General features: G+C 43.2%; 15 protein-coding genes and 1 other annotated feature. Of the genes, 10 read left to right on the forward strand and 5 right to left on the reverse strand.

What is annotated here, in order from left to right; translation table 11 throughout:
- Positions 1 to 19: 19 nt before the first annotated feature.
- Positions 20 to 952 carry a cysteine synthase A gene (gene cysK, locus A5886_RS03770; protein WP_086273704.1) on the reverse strand — a complete coding sequence of 311 codons (933 nt, stop codon included), beginning with the start codon at positions 950 to 952 and terminating at the stop codon, positions 20 to 22.
- Positions 953 to 1,055: 103 nt separating this feature from the next.
- Positions 1,056 to 1,289 (reverse strand) — a binding site (T-box leader).
- A gap of 230 nt (positions 1,290 to 1,519) precedes the next feature.
- Between cysK and A5886_RS03775 the strand changes: the two genes are divergently transcribed.
- Complete coding sequence (locus A5886_RS03775) at positions 1,520 to 2,122, forward strand: short chain dehydrogenase (RefSeq protein WP_086273705.1); 603 nt, start codon at positions 1,520 to 1,522, stop codon at positions 2,120 to 2,122.
- Between the two features lie 82 nt (positions 2,123 to 2,204).
- Here the strand turns inward: A5886_RS03775 and A5886_RS03780 are convergent, their stop codons facing one another.
- Both A5886_RS03780 and A5886_RS15745 read right to left on the reverse strand, forming a co-directional pair.
- On the reverse strand, positions 2,205 to 2,783 hold the full coding sequence (locus A5886_RS03780) for an SOS response-associated peptidase (protein WP_086273706.1): 579 nt from the start codon (positions 2,781 to 2,783) through the stop codon (positions 2,205 to 2,207).
- A 196-nt stretch (positions 2,784 to 2,979) separates the two neighbouring features.
- Positions 2,980 to 3,126, reverse strand: coding sequence for a hypothetical protein (locus tag A5886_RS15745; protein WP_086273707.1), 147 nt, complete (start codon positions 3,124 to 3,126; stop codon positions 2,980 to 2,982).
- A 250-nt stretch (positions 3,127 to 3,376) separates the two neighbouring features.
- On the opposite strand from A5886_RS15745, the gene A5886_RS03790 reads away from it, so the two are divergent.
- From A5886_RS03790 to A5886_RS03810, 5 genes are all read left to right on the forward strand, one after another.
- Positions 3,377 to 4,873, forward strand: a complete 1,497-nt coding sequence (locus A5886_RS03790; RefSeq protein WP_086273708.1) for an AcpB/EbpR/MafR family transcriptional regulator — start codon at positions 3,377 to 3,379, stop codon at positions 4,871 to 4,873.
- A gap of 81 nt (positions 4,874 to 4,954) precedes the next feature.
- A complete protein-coding gene (locus tag A5886_RS03795) occupies positions 4,955 to 6,289 on the forward strand; it encodes a metal-dependent hydrolase family protein (protein WP_179189963.1) in 1,335 nt (444 codons plus the stop codon).
- Positions 6,290 to 6,479: 190 nt separating this feature from the next.
- Positions 6,480 to 7,337 (forward strand): PRD domain-containing protein, encoded by an 858-nt coding sequence (locus A5886_RS03800; protein WP_086273709.1) that lies wholly within the window; start codon positions 6,480 to 6,482, stop codon positions 7,335 to 7,337.
- Positions 7,327 to 9,189 (forward strand): beta-glucoside-specific PTS transporter subunit IIABC, encoded by a 1,863-nt coding sequence (locus A5886_RS03805; protein ID WP_086273710.1) that lies wholly within the window; start codon positions 7,327 to 7,329, stop codon positions 9,187 to 9,189. Before A5886_RS03800 ends, A5886_RS03805 begins: the two co-directional genes overlap by 11 nt.
- 33 nt (positions 9,190 to 9,222) lie before the next feature.
- On the forward strand, positions 9,223 to 10,671 hold the full coding sequence (locus A5886_RS03810; protein ID WP_086273711.1) for a glycoside hydrolase family 1 protein: 1,449 nt from the start codon (positions 9,223 to 9,225) through the stop codon (positions 10,669 to 10,671).
- A 51-nt stretch (positions 10,672 to 10,722) separates the two neighbouring features.
- On the opposite strand, the gene A5886_RS03815 is transcribed toward A5886_RS03810, so the two are convergent.
- The gene (locus tag A5886_RS03815; RefSeq protein ID WP_086273712.1) at positions 10,723 to 12,324 is read right to left on the reverse strand and encodes an amidohydrolase; all 1,602 of its coding nucleotides are present in this window, start codon (positions 12,322 to 12,324) and stop codon (positions 10,723 to 10,725) included.
- On the reverse strand, positions 12,325 to 13,404 hold the full coding sequence (locus tag A5886_RS03820) for an ABC transporter substrate-binding protein (protein WP_086273713.1): 1,080 nt from the start codon (positions 13,402 to 13,404) through the stop codon (positions 12,325 to 12,327).
- A 260-nt stretch (positions 13,405 to 13,664) separates the two neighbouring features.
- On the opposite strand from A5886_RS03820, the gene A5886_RS03825 reads away from it, so the two are divergent.
- From A5886_RS03825 to A5886_RS03840, 4 genes are all read left to right on the forward strand, one after another.
- The gene (locus A5886_RS03825; protein WP_086273714.1) at positions 13,665 to 14,606 is read left to right on the forward strand and encodes an NADP-dependent oxidoreductase; all 942 of its coding nucleotides are present in this window, start codon (positions 13,665 to 13,667) and stop codon (positions 14,604 to 14,606) included.
- A 36-nt stretch (positions 14,607 to 14,642) separates the two neighbouring features.
- A complete protein-coding gene (locus A5886_RS03830; protein WP_086273715.1) occupies positions 14,643 to 15,017 on the forward strand; it encodes a TIGR02328 family protein in 375 nt (124 codons plus the stop codon).
- A 135-nt stretch (positions 15,018 to 15,152) separates the two neighbouring features.
- Positions 15,153 to 16,214 (forward strand): LLM class flavin-dependent oxidoreductase, encoded by a 1,062-nt coding sequence (locus A5886_RS03835; RefSeq protein WP_086273716.1) that lies wholly within the window; start codon positions 15,153 to 15,155, stop codon positions 16,212 to 16,214.
- Positions 16,207 to 16,890: an NADPH-dependent F420 reductase gene (locus tag A5886_RS03840; RefSeq protein ID WP_086273717.1), complete on the forward strand. Its 684-nt coding sequence runs from the start codon at positions 16,207 to 16,209 to the stop codon at positions 16,888 to 16,890. The genes A5886_RS03835 and A5886_RS03840 overlap by 8 nt, the downstream gene beginning before the upstream one ends.
- Positions 16,891 to 17,092: the final 202 nt, after the last annotated feature.

Below are 17,092 nucleotides of genomic sequence, written 5' to 3' on the forward strand. Positions count from 1 at the left end.
TCCCCCTCAAAATTCTTTTTTACGCTTCCTCAAACGCATATAAAGCTGTGGATAAATAGCGTTCACCGTTATCTGGAATGATCGCCAACACTTTTTTGCCAGATCCTAGGTCTTTGGCAGTATCAATCGCGGCTTTGATTGCGGCACCCGCCGAAATGCCTACGAGTAAGCCTTCTTGGCTGCCAGCGGCCCGTGCGGTGGTGATGGCATCATCACTAGTCACTTGGATGATGTCTTGATAAGCTGTGGTATCCAACACTTCAGGTACGAAACCTGCCGAGATCCCTTGGATTTTGTGAGGACTGTGCTGTCCTCCAGATAGAACCGGTGATTCCGCCGCTTCAACGGCAATGATTTTTAGATCCGGATAGTGCTCTTTTAAATAATGACCTGCGCCAGTGATCGTACCACCAGTACCGACACCAGAAACGAAGGCATCAATGCCGGTTTGCCCAAAGGCTTCAGCAATTTCTGGTCCGGTTGTGTTGTAATGGACGTTTGGATTGGCTTGATTGTTGAATTGAAGCGGCAAGAACCAACCATTGCTTTCCGCCAATGCGGTTGCTTTTTGAATCGCACCTTTCATGCCTTCACCGGCGGGGGTCAAGACCAACTCGGCGCCGTATGCTTGGATCAATTTGCGTCGTTCGATGGAGAAGGATTCTGGCAAGACAATCACCACTTTGTATCCTTTGGCAGCGCCGGCAAAAGCCAAGCCGACACCTGTATTGCCAGACGTTGGTTCAACGATCGTGCCGCCAGGTTTTAGTTGACCGCTTTGTTCAGCTGCTTCGATCATAGCCAAAGCAATCCGATCTTTGACAGAACCAGCTGGGTTGAAGAATTCTAATTTGACATAGACATCTGCGGCACCTTCTGGAACCAATTTGTTTAGTTTGACGATGGGTGTTTCTCCAATAAGGGCTGTAACTGAATCAACGATTTTTACCATGTATTTTCCTGCTTTCTGTGTGGGGTGATGCAGTGAGTGGAACAAACGCATATGAATGACCTTGGGCAGAGAAGACAAAAAAGTCCTTTCAAAGTCAAAGCTTTGAAAGGACGATCATCTCGTGGTACCACCTTAGGTTTATTTTTTGCTTGCACAAAAAAACTTGGTCAGTTCGTTTGAACAAACTGCATTGCGTTAACGGGCTTTCTCCGTTACGGATTATTCGTCCGTAAATGCTCAAAGACCATGTTCGGATCATTCTTCTTATTCGTTTCCACCAACCACGAATTCTCTATCAAGAAAAAATTGATCGTACTCTTCTTTTCACTGCATCTTTATGAAATTACTAGTATCTTAGAGCAGAAAAATGCAAATGTCAATTGTTTTCGTGATCAGCGATTCGAATCACGAGACTGCCTATCATCAATAGGGAAAGACCAATAAAGGCAAAAGTGAAAATCTTTGAGAATCCAGCAGACTTCTTATACAATCGTAAGCATCAGGTCTTTTGATTAGATGATGGACAAAGAAAGCGGCAGTATGTAGAAAAGGAAAAGAGGCAAAGCGATGAGATGTTTATTGATAGGTCATACAGGTACGTTAGGGAAAATATTATACGAAGGGTTTAGTAAAATCCCGGAAATCGAGTTGATCACGGCGAGTCGTCAGGCTGGCGATTATCACGTTGCGATTGATGATAGTGAAAGTGTCAAAGCACTGTTCGCTGCAGTGGGGCCGATTGATGCAATTGTTTCGGCAGCTGGCAGCACAGTTTTTAAACCCTTCTCAGCTCTCGAACCAGCAGATATTCAACAGTCGATAGAATCAAAATTACAAGGACAGGTCAATCTGGTGTTAATTGGCCAGCATGCGTTGAATAAAGGGGGCAGTATCACATTGACATCAGGTATTCTCAATCGTGAGTTTATCCCTCAAGGGACGTCATCTGCATTGGTCAATGGCGCGTTGGAAGCCTTTGTTGCTGCGGCTGCCTATGAAATTGGTGGGGGTCTACGCATCAATGTGGTCAGTCCCAATGCACTTGTCGGTTCATGGGAGAGCTATGCCTCTTCTTTTAGAGGATTTATTCCAGTTGGGGATGCACCTGTATTTGCGGCGTATGAAAAATCAGTGTTTGGCATTATGACGGGTCAAACCTTCATTGTATGATCCGCTGACAGAGTGATTGAGTATAAAAAAAAACAGCAATCAGCCCAAAAAGCTGACTGCCGTGTGGATCATTATCAAGGCTTTAGCCTTTAGCCACATGCAGTGACGGCATATCTGCTTGGAGCATCTGCTGAGCAAAGGAAAGATCGTTGATCCAAGCGGGCACATCTTGAGGATCAATCAATACTGGCATCCGATCATGGATCGGTGCGACAGAAGCGTTTGGTTCTGTCGTTAAAATAATCGATTCAGTTTCCAACTGATCACCAGCTTGCAACATGCGATAAAAGCCAGCAACATATAGGACAGTGTCGCGGGAAAAGTAAAATTTTTGTTTGTCATGGTTCCATTCATAGAATCCTGACATAGGAAACACGCAGCGGGACTGCTGGAAATGCGCCTGAAAGGTCTTTTTGGTTTCGACAGTTTCGGCCCGGGCGTTGATCATCAAATGCCCTTTCTTAAACCCCGTGAATCCCCATTTTGTTACACCACTTACGATGGCTTGTTGCCGATTGGCACCTAATGTCACCACATGATCAGAAGGATACACATCATTTACCGCAATCACTTGCTGTCTTTTTCGGGCTTTGGCTGCGGCTTCTTGATAATAGGTTGCCAATTCACCGGTTGTGGGATCAAAAAGATATCTGCCACACATTGAACCTTCACTCCTTTTCTTTAATAGATTGGGGAAGTATTTGTTTCAGTATAGCGAGGAAGTGTAATGTTTTACCAGAGACTTGCTCGGATGATGAGTTTTTTGTATATGTTATCTTCGATATAAAATAAAGAAAAATAAAAAACAAAAAAGGCAGTCAACACGATTGGTTGGCTCCCTTTTTTACTCTATTTGGTTATCCAATTTTTTTCACTCTCCCGCCAATTTTATCAGCAAAACGTTCAGCTTCTTCTTTGCGCTTATAGGTTAAAGCAATAGATTTATCGCGGGTCCGTTTACCTTGCGGGGTGAGATAACCATGGAAGATTTTAATCGCATACATATAGTAAGCACCTCCTTGTCTGATATGATAATAACAAATTTAACGCTTACATTCAAGAGTGATTTATAAATATTTAAAATAAAGCGTTATTTTTATCTAAATATGTTAAAGTTCAGACAAGATGAAGCACACAAAAGCTCTTTTATACTGGATAACAGCCAAAAACGCGTATAATAAAGAGAGGATATCTCTTTTAAAGTAGATGAAATGCAGGAAAGTTGAAGCAAGAAGTAGGAAAAGAGTGACAGAAATGAAAGACTTTCAATTGAGGTTTATGACGAACAAAGAAACGATTCGGTGGTTAAAAATTTTGAATGCGTTTGAGCGCTCTGCCAATCGTTCGACCAAGGAGTTGGCACAGCTTACTTCAAGTACGACTCGGACAATCGTTGCTGATATTACGGCAATCAGAGAAGTATTTGCAGACAAGTTGTTGATCGAAGCGACGTCTGTCGGATACATGACGACAAAACAATCTCACTTAGACTATATTGATCAAAAGCGGACACTGCTGGCAGATGAGCCGCTTTTCAAAGTTTTGGAAGGGATTTTTTATCATGAAATCAAGAGTCTCGGGGAATGGGCTGAACAACTGCATATCTCAGAAAGCAGTTTGATTCGATACTTCAAGCATGTACAAAAGGAATTATCACCCTATGGCATTGCACTGACTGTTAATCCGGTTGATTTGATAGGGGATGAGGCAGCGATTCGTTGTTTTTTTCATGATTTTTATTATGAATCTGAGATCACCCCACATACGATCCAGCCATCCTTGGCGGTGCAGCAATTGGCGTTTGATTTGAAGAAAGAACATTTCTTTTCAACCTATCCCAATATTTCATTAGGGGATTTTACGTATACAGTCTATATTACACTTGAACGTTATTTGAACGGTTGTAAAATCAATCTGACCAGTAGCTATTTGCAGCGTATGACTACCCAAGATTCATTTCGCTCTTTTCAAAAAATCAATCCGTTGATAGAAGAAAAATTTGAGACAGTGTTGCCTGAAACTGAAATATTGTTTTTGTATATTTTATTGATGAGCCGGCGTTCATTAACGGATGAAGCAGGAGAAGCGCTTTTTGTTGCTGAGAATCAACCCACTGAATCGATTACGACCGCGGCTGATCGTTTCTTGTCAGAAGTAGAAACGCAAAGTCCCAATAAACAACGGGATCAAATGTTTATTCGGTCATTTTTCACGATGTTATTTATTCGTGAGTCACTAACCCCGGCAGCCAATCAAACGATTCGTGATGTCCATGAAACGGTAGCGGCGAAATTTCCTGCTCAATTTGCTCAATATTTGGCTTTTTTTGACAGGTATGGGGCATCGATCACTGGCGGTAAAACGTCAGCTGAAAACTGTACGGTATTGATGGTTTTATATATGGATGCGCTGAAAGAAATACATTGGGGACAGTTTCAACGGATTGCGTTTCTTTTGGAAGGCAATGCAATTGTTTGTCAAAATATTCAAGCGACAGCAATCAAGTATTTGGGTCGGTTTCAAAATGTGTATTTTCCCAATGCCATTGCGTTGGATCAAGCCTATATCGATCGGCATCAAATCGATTTGGTTGTGACAAATTACAGTGAATATATGAATGATTTATTGAAAAATCAACGAGCCCTGCTGTTTCAAACGATACCAGATGCCAATGATTGGAATCGGCTGCTGCGGGAAATCAATACGCGAATCGTCAAGGAGTTTTCTTTGAAGGACACACCAATTAGTTGAATCTCGGATGTTCCCTTGGCGCTAGTTCTCTTTTTTGCTACTATCAATACCATCATAGGCTTTAGATAAAGGAGCGATTTTTTGACCAAAAAGGCATGGATCAACTGTCGAATATTCGATGAGGAAAGAAACAAATGGGAAATAAGGACGATACTTGTTGATCATGAGGGCCGAATAGAAGACATCACAGGAGAAGCGCCAGCTGAAAACGCAGGCTATGTCATCATCGACGGGAAGCAAGCCTATATGGTGCCTGGCTTGATCAACGCCCATGCCCACCTATTTGCATCGGGACGTCCGAGTAAGCGCCACTATTCGACCAATGTGATCAACGCCGCCTATCGTCTGCTAAAAACAGGTGCGGGATTGGCAGTGCTTCGCCGCATCATGAAGAAACATGCGTTGATCGAATTACATGCTGGTGTGACAACGATTCGCAGCGTAGGGGAATTTTTCTATCAAGATGTGCGCCTGCGAGATGACTTTTCGGCAACAAAAGGGACCGGTCCGGACTTGTTGACTTCTGGTTTCTTCTTGAGTACAACCGGGGGCCATGGTGCACCTTACTTGGCACTTGAAACGGATTCGCCATGGGAAGGAAGAAAAAATGTCCGTAAAAATATGCGTCAAGGTGTGGATTGGATCAAAATTTGTGTCACAGGCGGTGTGACGGATGCAAGACGGATTGGTGAAGCAGGTGCGTTACAGTTAACTGAACCAGAAGTTGCCGCAATCTGCGAAGAGGCTCATAAGAATCAGGTGATGGTGGCAGCTCATGTGCAAAGTACTGAAGGCATGCGGATTGCGTTAAAAGGCGGCGTCGATACAATTGAGCATGGGGCCCCGATGGACGATGAAATCATATCTTTATTCAAACAAAATCCTCGTGCATTGCGCGGTTATTCAGTGCTTATACCAACCTTTCAGGCAGCTGCACCATTTGCAATGTTAGATGAGACGACTTTGGGGATGAGCCATGTCACAGTCGAAAATGCCCGTATGGTCTATGCCAACATGTTGATTGGTGTCCAACAGGCTATCGCACAGGGCATCCTCTGTGGTGTCGGTAACGATGCGTCCATGACCTTTGTCACGCATTACGATTTTTGGAGAGAATTGGCAATCACTGCGGGTGCAACAGGTCTTTCAGCTGCAGAAATGCTGCAGCGTGCAACAAAAGGCAATGCAGAAATTCTAGGTATTGACCATGAGGTAGGCACGATTGAAATAGGCAAAAGGGCCAATTTTATTTTGCTGGAAGAGGATCCTCATGAAGAGTTGCGTGCACTGGCGCAACCGCGAGCAGTCGTCAAAGATGGCCATTGTATCAAGTTGAAGCCGATAAAGAAAATGACTGAGTTGGATCAGCAAATGGATGTCGTTTTACAAAAAAATCAATGCCAGCACTTCTTTTGATCATCATTGACAACAGACATAAAATGTCATTGACAAGTATTTTTTGAAGTGCTATTATAGCCATGTAAATAAGAGAACGGTTACAGATGTGCTGTAACCAAGAGGCGTGTTACTGGCTAAGCAGGCAAACCTCATATTCTGCCAAGGGCGGAGTATGGGGTTTTTTTATGCGTCAATTTTGGAGGAAACCATGAAAATCAAAAAATTTCTAAACAACAATGTTGTCTTATTGAAAAAAGGCAGCAACGAAATCATCGGCTTTTCGACAGGCATCAGCTTCAATAAAAAAGTAGGAGATGATGTGGAAGAGCAAGACTTTGAAAAAATCTTTGTGCTTGATACCCATGCGATGTTGGAGCATTTCAGCTATCAATTAGGGAAATGTGATCCCCGTTATGTGGCGATCGTGGCAAAAATCGTGGCCTATGCAAAACAGAATTATCAGTTAGCGATCAGTGATTATATTTATTTGACGTTATTGGACCATATCGATTTCACGGTACATCGGATCAAGCAGCACATGACTTTTCATAGTCCGCTGCAATGGGACGTAAGACGCTTTTATCCGGATGAATATGCGATTGGTGTCTATGCTGTGCAATTATTGGAACAAGAATTGGCCATCGATGTACCGACAGAAGAAGCGATATCGATTGCTCTGCATTTCGTTAATGTACAGTCACAAAAGAAAGACATGACTGTCACCAATCGAATCGCCAAGTTTATCGAAGATGTACTGACGATCGTTAAATATGAATATAAGCAAAATTTTGACGAAAATAGTTTTCACTATTCTCGGTTTGTGACCCATTTGCATTATTTTGCGCAAAATGTGATCAACCATACAATGCCTGGATATGAAGAATCTTCTTTATATCAACAAATCGAGAAGATGTATCCGCAAGCTTTTCATTGTGTGTCCAAAATCAAGATCTATATCAAAAATACCTATGATATTACTATTTCAGAAAACGAAGAAATTTATTTATCCCTCCATATCCAGAAATTGACGGAGCAAGGAGAGAAGGAGAAAAATCATGGATTATAAACAATTAGCCAATGATATTTATGAAAAAGTCGGTGGTGGTAAAAATATTCAGCATGTGACCCATTGTGCGACACGGTTACGATTTACTTTAGCTGATGATAAGAAAGCCGACAGCGAAGGCATCAAACAGTTAAAAGGTGTGACTGGGTTAGTACAAGGCAATGGCCAATATCAAGTGATTATTGGACCAGATGTCTCTAGTGTCTATGCGCAACTGCCAAATACAGAATCTACTACGGATACATCATCAAACAGCAATTCAGTCGTTTCTCGCTTATTGGACTTTATTGCAGGTTGTTTCACACCAATGATCGCGATTATCGCAGCAGGCGGGATGTTGCAAGTTGTGTTATCTTTATTAGAATTATCAGGCATTTTGGCAGCAACGGATGATACGTATCTTGTCTTATATCAAGTATCTCAAGCAGCGTTCTTCTTTATTCCTGTTTATTTAGGGAATTCTGTAGCCAAGCGTTTGAAAATCGATCCTTTCTTAGGTAGTTATGTCGGTGGAATTTTCGTAATGCCCGGTTTGACAGCCTTATTGAGTCAAGAAGGCGGCATCACTTTGTTTGGCCTAACTGTGCCAAATGTCAGTTATAATGCATCTGTTTTACCTGTCTTGTTGACAGTCTGGTTGATGTCGTATGTCTACCGTTTTGCAGATCGGATTTTGCCGAACAGCGTCAAATTTATCTTACGTCCTTTGATTGCGATTATCGTGATCACGCCATTTGCATTATTGCTTATTGGACCTTTAGGTGTAACGATTGGGAATTATGTCTCACAATTCCTAAATTTCTTGACGAATAATTTTGGTCCATTGGCTGTCTTGTTCATGGGTGCTTTTGCGCAATTATTGGTAATGACAGGCATGCATACCACGCTGACACCGATTCTTTTGACCTCACTTGCTACCTACGGCTACGATGATTTGATCGTTCCAGGAATGTTGTTAGGATTAGCAGCTGAAGCAGCAATCTGTTTAGCAGCGGGAATCAAAGCCAAAGATCCAGAATTCAAACAAGTCAGCTTTTCATCAGCGATCACTGCATTGATGGGTGTTTCTGAGCCTGCCTTATACGGGGTAACACTACGCTTGAAAAAACCAATCGTCGGTATGATTCTAGGTGGTGCTGTTGGTGGCCTGTATTTTGGATTGATGAAAATCAATACCCCAGTGGTCATTGCTTCCTTTGTCGCACTGCCTTCTTACAGCAATGTCTTGCATGCAACTATCGGTTCGCTGATCACGTTTGCGATTGCCTTTGCGTATACATGGTTCGTGGTCAAAGACAGTGATTTTCCTAACAATAACGTTGCTATTGTTCCAGAAACAACAACAGCTCAAAGCGATACATCTGCTGAAGATGCAGAAGCGGGTCAACAAGCGGCCGTTGAAAAAATCGTATTCTCTCCATTGCAAGGTGTGGCCATTCCTTTGGCTGAAACCAATGATCAAGCCTTCGCTTCGTTGGCTTTAGGGAAAGGTGTTGCAGTAAAACCGCAAGACGACACGATTGCTGCCCCTTTTTCTGGAAAAGTTTCTGCTGTATTTCCAGGGAACCATGCAATTGGTATTACGAGTAATGATGGGATTGAATTATTGATCCATATTGGTATCGATACAGTCAATATGCAAGGCGATGGCTTTAGTCGACAAGTCAATGATGGAGATACCTTTACAACAGGTCAAGCATTGCTGCATTTTGATTCTGCTAAAATTGCCGCAGCTGGTTATGAAGATACAGTCATGATCACTGTCACGAATACGATGAACTTTTTGGATGTCGTACCATTGGCTGCACATCAAGAGATCCAAGCAGGGGACCACTTGCTTGCTGTGTTTTAAGCACATCGATGAGAAAGGAAGGACAAAATCAAGATGAGTTTTCCAAAAGGATTTTTATGGGGCGGCGCTTCTGCTGCCAATCAATATGAAGGCGGCTATAATGAGGGAGGCAAAGGATTGGCATGTGCTGATTTGATTAGTGGCGGCAGCCTCACAACCTCTCGTCAGATCACGCCAACAATCGAAGAGGACCGTTTATACCCAAGTCATGAAGCAACTGATTTTTATCATCATTATGAAGAAGATATCGCTCTGTTTGCTGAGGCAGGTTTCAAAGCATTTCGGATGTCGATCAACTGGACGCGAATTTTCCCAAATGGCAATGATGAAACTCCAAATGACGCAGGCCTGGCCTTTTATGACCGCGTATTCGATGCTTGTCGCAAGTATGGCATCGAGCCGATCGTTACCATTGCCCATTTTGATGTGCCAGCGCACTTGAGTGAAGTCTACAATGGTTGGGGCAGCCGCGAAGTCATTGACTTTTATACCCGTTATGCGACAGTCTTATTTGATAGATATCATGAGAAAGTCAAATACTGGATCACCTTCAATGAAATCAATACTGCGACTTTATCGATCGGTAATTTTTTGTCACTTGGTTTGCAAGTCGGCGCGTCGTCTTTTATTGATCAACCAGACAATATGCAATTGCGCTACCAAGCATTGCATCACCAATTTGTCGCCAGTGCCAAAGTCGTAGCTTATGCCCACGAACAGTTTCCAGCATTACAAGTGGGCTGTATGATTTCATATATGCCGCGCTATCCATATACCTGCCATCCTAATGATGTCTTGTTGGCAAAACAAGAAGAAAATATGCATTCTAAATTTTGCGGAGATGTTCAAGTGACGGGTAAATATCCGTATTACGCCAAAAAATACTTTGCAGATAATGGTTTCTCTATCGCATTTGCGCCAGAGGATCAAGACATTCTTGCCAAAGGAACGGTCGATTATTACACCTTTAGTTATTACTTGACCCTTTGTGTCTCTGCAGATGAGAATGTTACCAAGAATGGCCATAGCATGATTGGCGGTTCAGGCGTCAATAATCCTTATTTAGAGCAGACCGAGTGGAATGCCATGATTGATCCAGTAGGTTTGCGTATCGCCTTGAATGACATTTACGACCGCTATCAATTGCCATTGATGATCGTTGAAAATGGGATTGGTGTCTCAGAAGAAGTTGCGGCAGACGGTCAGATCCATGATCAATACCGCATCGATTATTTACAAAAACATATTGCAGAAATGGATAAAGCCATTGAAGACGGTGTTGATTTGATTGGTTATACGATTTGGAGTGCGGTTGACATCGTCAGTGCATCGACCGGTGAAATGAAAAAACGTTATGGCATCATCTTTGTAGATAAATATGATGATGGTACCGGCACTTTGGCTCGTAAGAAAAAAGATAGTTTCGCTTGGTATCAGCAAGTGATCGAGCAAAATGGGCTAGCAAAGAATGAAACAAAATAACACTATACAAAAAGGAGCCTTTTAGGCTCCTTTTTGTTCTATCAATACAGGCTACGTATTCCTAACCACAAATTGACCATCAAAAATGGTTGCTGCTACTTTCACCTCTAGCAATTCTTCGGGAGACAAGGACAAAATATTCTCAGACAAAATACAAATATCCGCCAATTGACCTACCTCAAGACCACCAATATCTTGACGGCTCAACGCTTTGGCAGCACCTGCGGTATGGGCATATAATGCATCAGCAATGGAAATCTTTTCTGTCGGCATCAACCCGCCGGCTGGCTGGCCATTTTTTTCGCTGCGGGCCACAGCATAATAGATAGAATCCAATGGAGTGACATCAATGACCACTGGTGTATCTGTACCGAATGCGAGCGTTGCCCCTTGCTGCAAGAAAGAGCGAAAGGGAAACATTTGTTGTGCCCGTTTTTCACCGACTTCTTCATCTAGGGTTTCCCAACCGACTAGCAAATGGCTAGGTTGAACAGACAGAACCAATTGTTCTTGTTCGACTAAAGGCAAATCGGCTGCATCCATCACTTCTAAATGTTCTAAAGTATTGTATTTGCCAGCAGATAGTGGATAAAGGGCAGCACTTTCTTGGTAATAGCGCAGTGCTTGCTGGATGGCGCGGTCACCGATCGTATGGATCCGCATCGGCCAATCCTGTTGATTGGCAGTCAAGATCAACTGCCGCATGCGTTCAACATCAATCAATGGCATGCCAACATCGCCATCAAAATAAGGTGTTTCATAACGCTCTTTCAAAAAAGCCGTATGGGTACTGGTCACACCATCAAAGAATTGTTTGACACCGCCCATTTGTACTTTTTCAGAACGGAAACGTTGGTAGCATTCTTCTAGCAAACGGGTATCTTCCCGCATCGCAGGGTAGAAGACTGTCCGCACAGTGGCCGCTGATTCCGTTTTGTTGTATAAAGCTGGGTAGACTAGATCATCCCAGCTTTCCCCAGTCAATGCGACGTCTCCAATCGTTGTGATGCCATATTGATTGAGTTGCTGCATATAGGCAAGAAACGCAGCTGGACTTTCAAGTTGAAAGACATGCAAGACCTCCGCTAAGTAATGAATGGCGATTGCTTCTAAAAAACATCCCGTTAAACGATTGTTTTCCATCAATGCTTCGCCGCTGATCCCTTGGGGCAAACGATCCGGTGTGATCCCAAGGACCTCGATAGCGCGACTATTTAACCAAATACTGTGGGCATCGCCGGCAATCAACATGACGGGGATATCTGAACAGTAATGATCGATGCTGGCTTTTGTTGGATAAACTTGTTGACCAAAATCACTGCTGAACCAGCCAATCCCAATTTTCCAGCCATGTTTGACAGGAATCAACGGCACCTGGCAGGCAACCGCTTCTTCTGTCAAACCAGTGATATGGGTCAAGGCTCCTTGATGAAGAAGCGCCGATAAATAGAAGTGCACATGGGCATCAATCAGACCAGGAATAACCATTTGATCGTTTAGATCAATGATTTCTGTATCATGAGGCAGTGTTTGTGGCAATTGATCCCTTTGTCCACGGTCAATGATTCGATGACCCTCAATCAACAAGTAGCCAGAAAAAGTCGTCTGGCTCTCGGTATCAAAAATAAAATTAGACGTCAATAATAGCGCCATTTATAATCCCAACTTCCATTCTAAGAAAAAATCATTGTAGCGTTCTACGGTATCTTTTCCTAAATATTCATAATGTTCCATGAGATCCATTGCACTAGGATCAGGATAAAAGGCTTTGTCTTGAGTCAACGCACGCGGCAGCATGGCTTTGGCTGCTTCACTAGGCGTAGCATAGCCGACATATTCAGCATTTTGCGCGGCATTTTCTGGTCGCAGCATAAAGTTGATGAAGGCATACGCCCCAGCTTGGTTGCCAGCTGTTTTTGGAATCGCAAAATTATCAGTCCAAATGGCACCGCCATCGTTTGGTACTACGTAACGAACGGCTGGATTTTCAGCCATGACATAAGCCGCATCGCCTGAGTAGCCAATGCCGATAGGAGCGTCGTTGTTGATCATCAATGTTTTGATTTCATCGGTTAGAACGGCTTTGACATTCGGCCGCAGATCCGCCAATTTCTCAACAGCTGCTGCCAATGCGGCAGGATCTTGTTCATTTTGAGAATCACCCAATACTTGCAATGCCAAGCCCAGTGTTTCTCTGGCGCCATCGACCATCAAAATATCATTTTTGAAAGCTGGATTCCATAAATCTGACCAGCCCTTGATCAACGTAGGATCAATTTCATCCGTATTGACCATGATGCCGATCGTACCCCAAAAATACGGGATAGAATAGGTATTGTCAGGATCAAAGGCTTGATCCATCAAAAAAGCAGACAAATCTTCTGTACCTGTCAATTTGCTATGATCCAAAGGCAACAATAGTCCTTCTTCAATCATTTTTGGAATGATCGATTCACTTGGGAAAATCAAATCGTAGCGCGTTCCGCCTTGTTTGACTTTCGTTTCCATTGCTTCATTTGAATCAAATGTATTATAGATCACCGAGTAACCACTCTCAGCTTCAAATTTCTCTATCAAATCAGGATCGATATATTCTCCCCAATTATAAATGATCAGCGAATTAGGATCAGTAGAAGACACCGCACCTGATTCCTTCGAAAGGACTGTCGTTGCAATCAACAATAACGACAAAACACCAACGATTCCGCCAAAAAATACCCACAACCTTTTCAATGCTTCAATTCCCTCTTTCAATTGTTTTTTTTATTTCTTGAGTAGATTAGCTGATTTAGATTGAAAAGGCAACAAAAAAATCAATGTGAAAATCAATAGCAAAATTAACTAGTAGTTTTGTTAAAAAACAGCAAATATTCTCTCATCCTCAATCAAATCGTTTGTCAAAATGTTTCTTTATCACTACCCTTATGGTACAAAGACAAGAATGAATATAGATCTAGTTTATTTTTGTCAGTGAATAAGGAGTGGAACAATCAATGAACACAAGAGCAATCGTTATCAATGCCTATGGTGGCAAAGAAGAATTAGTAGAAGCAAACGTAACACTGCCCGCGTTAGAGGCTGATCAAATCTTGGTCAAAACAGCGGCAACATCGATTAATCCCATCGACTGGAAGTTGCGAGAAGGTTATTTGAAACAAATGTTTCCATGGCAATTCCCAATTATTCTTGGCTGGGACGTTGCTGGAGAAGTGGTTGAAATCGGATCAGCTGTGACAACTTTCAAAGTTGGGGATGCCGTTTATGCGCGCCCGGATACGACACCATTTGGTACCTATGCTGATTATGCGATCGTGGATGCAACATTGGCCGCTTTCAAACCAGAAAATCAAACATTTGCAGAAGCTGCAGCGGTACCGTTAGCAGGCTTGACTGCTTATCAAGCATTGTTCGAACACGGTCATTTAGAAGCTGGTGAGAAAGTCTTGATCCATGCAGGTGCTGGTGGTGTGGGAACCTATGCTATCCAGATGGCCAAAGCAGCGGGCGCATATGTCATCACCACTGCAAGTCCACGCAACCATGAACTATTGCGTTCTTTAGGGGCTGATGAAGTCATTGATTATCATACCACTGATTTCGAAACGACATTGTCAGCGATCGATTTAGTCTTTGATACCATGGGAGGAGACGTACAGCGCAAAAGCTATACCGTGTTGAAACCCAAAGGTCGTCTGATTACGATTCTCAGTGTTGAAGATGAAGAAGCTGGCAAAGAAAAAGAAATCATGGCCAAAGCGATTTGGTTGAGAACCAATGGCGAACAATTGAAAGAAATTGCCGCTCTGATTGAAGCAGGCGATGTCAAAAGTGTGATTGGTGCAACATTCCCATTAACGGCACAAGGCATTTATGATGCGCATGCCCTCAGCGAGACCCACCATGCAGTAGGCAAAATCGTCATCGACAATCAATAAGCCACCCGAAGGACTAGGACGAAAGGAGATTGAAGGATGCGTTTATGGCATGAAGCTTTGATTGGCTCTTTGCCTCGCCAACAATTATTAGGGCAACACCGTGAAGCAGCTGCTTTGCGAGGTGCCGGTTGGGGCAAGAAACATGCGACAGTGGATTATGTGTTTACCCATCCACCTTATAAACTTTATCAATACCATGAATTGATCATGGCGGAAATGGAGAGACGAGGCTATCGACCGGCACCTGAATGGCATGATCCCAGTTATCGGGGCAAAAATCTGCCGTCAGAAATAGAGGTCCAAGCAGTCGCCCTCACGCAGCCAATTTATCCAGAACATGATGCAGCGTATCTGGAAGAATGCTTGTTAAACCTTGCCCGTAAGGATATTTTTCTTTCTACGAATCCATAGCAAAACTTCCCTTTTAAAGAAGGGGAGTTTTTTTTGCTTTCTTCATTCTTACAAAAAGTAAGCATATTATTCGCCCGCACATACATTTATTGCTATAGTAAGGATAGAGAAGAATTGAGAAATGAGGAAATCAATATGACGATCAACAGCAAGGCAGTAGAATTTGGACTAGATACATTTGGTGATTTGGCTTTCGATGATACGACAGGCCAAAGACTAAGTTATGCGGCATCTTTACGCAATATCGTGGCAGAAGGACAATTGGCGGATGCATCTGGTATCGATGTCATCGCTTTGGGCGAACATCATCGAGAAGAGTATTCTATCTCCAGCCCAGACACAGTCTTGGCTGCGTTAGCGATGGTTACGAAGCGCATCAAACTAGGTACGGGTGTAACCGTGCTAAGTTCAGATGATCCAGTCAGAGTCTATGAAAGGTTTGCGACGGTGGACGCTCTGTCCAATGGCCGTGCACAAATCATGTTAGGGCGAGGTTCTTTTACAGAGTCGTTCCCATTATTCGGTTATGACTTGCAGGATTATGAAGCGCTATTTGAAGAGAAAACCGCGCTGTTCAGTGAACTAAGAAAGGGTACGCCTTTGACTTGGGAAGGGAAGTTGACGCAATCGTTGCAGCAAGCAGAAGTCTTTCCAAAAATTGAAGGTCATCAGTTAGATACCTATGTGGGCGTTGGTGGGACACCAGAATCGATCATCCGTGCGGTCCGTTATGGATTTCCAGTGATGTTGGCGATTATTGGTGGCGAACCTGCCCGTTTTGCGCCGTATGTCGATTTGTACAAAAAAGCAGCGCAACAGTTGGGGCAACCGATTTTACCTGTGGGCATGCATTCTCATGGGGTGATTGCTGATACCGATGAAGAAGCTTACGAGATCGGTTGGCATTATATCAAGAAGAGTATGGATAAAATTGGCTTGGACCGTGGTTGGCCAGCGATGAGCAAAGAACGTTTTGATTTTGAAGTCGAACATGGTTCCTATTATGTCGGCAGCCCAGAAACTGTTGCCCAAAAAATTGCTCGGATGATGCCGCAAGTTGGTGTAGAGCGCTTTGATTTGGTTTACGGGACCGGTGGACAATTACAAAAAGACCGCTTCCGGACGATTGAATTGTATGGTACCAAAGTCATTCCTCGTGTGAAAGAATTATTACAAGTTGGTGGTCAACATGGCTAAGCAAACGATCGGTATACTGGGTGCTGGCAAATTGGGCTTAGCTTTGGCCAATATCGGTGCCCAGTCAGGCTACGAAGTGCTGATTGCCAGCCGAAAACCTGCAGAACAATTGGCCTTGCCCGTGTCAATTTTGGCACCCGGCGCCAAACCGTTGTCAGCTGAGGAAATGATTGCAGAAACAGACATCATCGTTTTAGCGATTCCATTAAGCAAATACCAAGAATTACCCCCCATTGCTTTGAAAGGCAAAATCATTATCGATGCGATGAACTATTGGTGGGAAGTGGACGGTAAAGACAAAGTTTTTTCAACCATTGACGCTACTTCTTCAGAGCGGGTCCAAGCGTATTTCTCAGACAGTCAAGTGGTCAAAGCCTTCAATCATATGGGGTACCATGATATACAAGCGGTGTCTTCTTATAGTATAGATACTGAAAGAAAAGCAATCGCTGTCGCCGGCGACCAGCCAGAAGCGGTGGAAAAAGTCGCCCGCATCATTGAAGACTTCGGCTTTACCCCTCTGGTGATTGGACCTTTAGCCAACGGCATCATGCTGGAACCTGGCAGTCCTTTATTTGGCGCAAATGAAACAGCCAGCAAACTGCAGCAGCTGATGGATGACTTTGCGGATAGTGACAAAGGGCATGACTTTTTTGCCCAACGAGTGAATCAATAATTCAGATATCCTCTCTAACCCCCCATGAGTTGTAATGGGATTTAGAGAGGATTTTTTACAAAAAAACACCTCTTCATCTTGATCAATCAAGATAAAGAGGATTCCCAACCGTCAAATCAGCACGTGGTCGTTTAACAATAATCAATAATGGATACACTTGTAATGGCTAAGCAGTCATTGCTGACAAATCGCCCCTGCCAGA

This window comes from Candidatus Enterococcus testudinis, assembly GCF_002140915.1.
GTDB classification, from domain to species: Bacteria; Bacillota; Bacilli; order Lactobacillales; family Enterococcaceae; genus Enterococcus_D; species Enterococcus_D testudinis.

Coding starts and splice junctions, on each gene's coding strand:
- cysK (WP_086273704.1), bottom strand. CDS start 952: ATGGTAAAAATCGTTGATTCAGTTACAGCCCTTATTGGAGAAACACCC.
- A5886_RS03775 (WP_086273705.1), top strand. CDS start 1,520: ATGAGATGTTTATTGATAGGTCATACAGGTACGTTAGGGAAAATATTA.
- A5886_RS03780 (WP_086273706.1), bottom strand. CDS start 2,783: ATGTGTGGCAGATATCTTTTTGATCCCACAACCGGTGAATTGGCAACC.
- A5886_RS15745 (WP_086273707.1), bottom strand. CDS start 3,126: ATGTATGCGATTAAAATCTTCCATGGTTATCTCACCCCGCAAGGTAAA.
- A5886_RS03790 (WP_086273708.1), top strand. CDS start 3,377: ATGAAAGACTTTCAATTGAGGTTTATGACGAACAAAGAAACGATTCGG.
- A5886_RS03800 (WP_086273709.1), top strand. CDS start 6,480: ATGAAAATCAAAAAATTTCTAAACAACAATGTTGTCTTATTGAAAAAA.
- A5886_RS03805 (WP_086273710.1), top strand. CDS start 7,327: ATGGATTATAAACAATTAGCCAATGATATTTATGAAAAAGTCGGTGGT.
- A5886_RS03810 (WP_086273711.1), top strand. CDS start 9,223: ATGAGTTTTCCAAAAGGATTTTTATGGGGCGGCGCTTCTGCTGCCAAT.
- A5886_RS03815 (WP_086273712.1), bottom strand. CDS start 12,324: ATGGCGCTATTATTGACGTCTAATTTTATTTTTGATACCGAGAGCCAG.
- A5886_RS03825 (WP_086273714.1), top strand. CDS start 13,665: ATGAACACAAGAGCAATCGTTATCAATGCCTATGGTGGCAAAGAAGAA.
- A5886_RS03830 (WP_086273715.1), top strand. CDS start 14,643: ATGCGTTTATGGCATGAAGCTTTGATTGGCTCTTTGCCTCGCCAACAA.
- A5886_RS03835 (WP_086273716.1), top strand. CDS start 15,153: ATGACGATCAACAGCAAGGCAGTAGAATTTGGACTAGATACATTTGGT.
- A5886_RS03840 (WP_086273717.1), top strand. CDS start 16,207: ATGGCTAAGCAAACGATCGGTATACTGGGTGCTGGCAAATTGGGCTTA.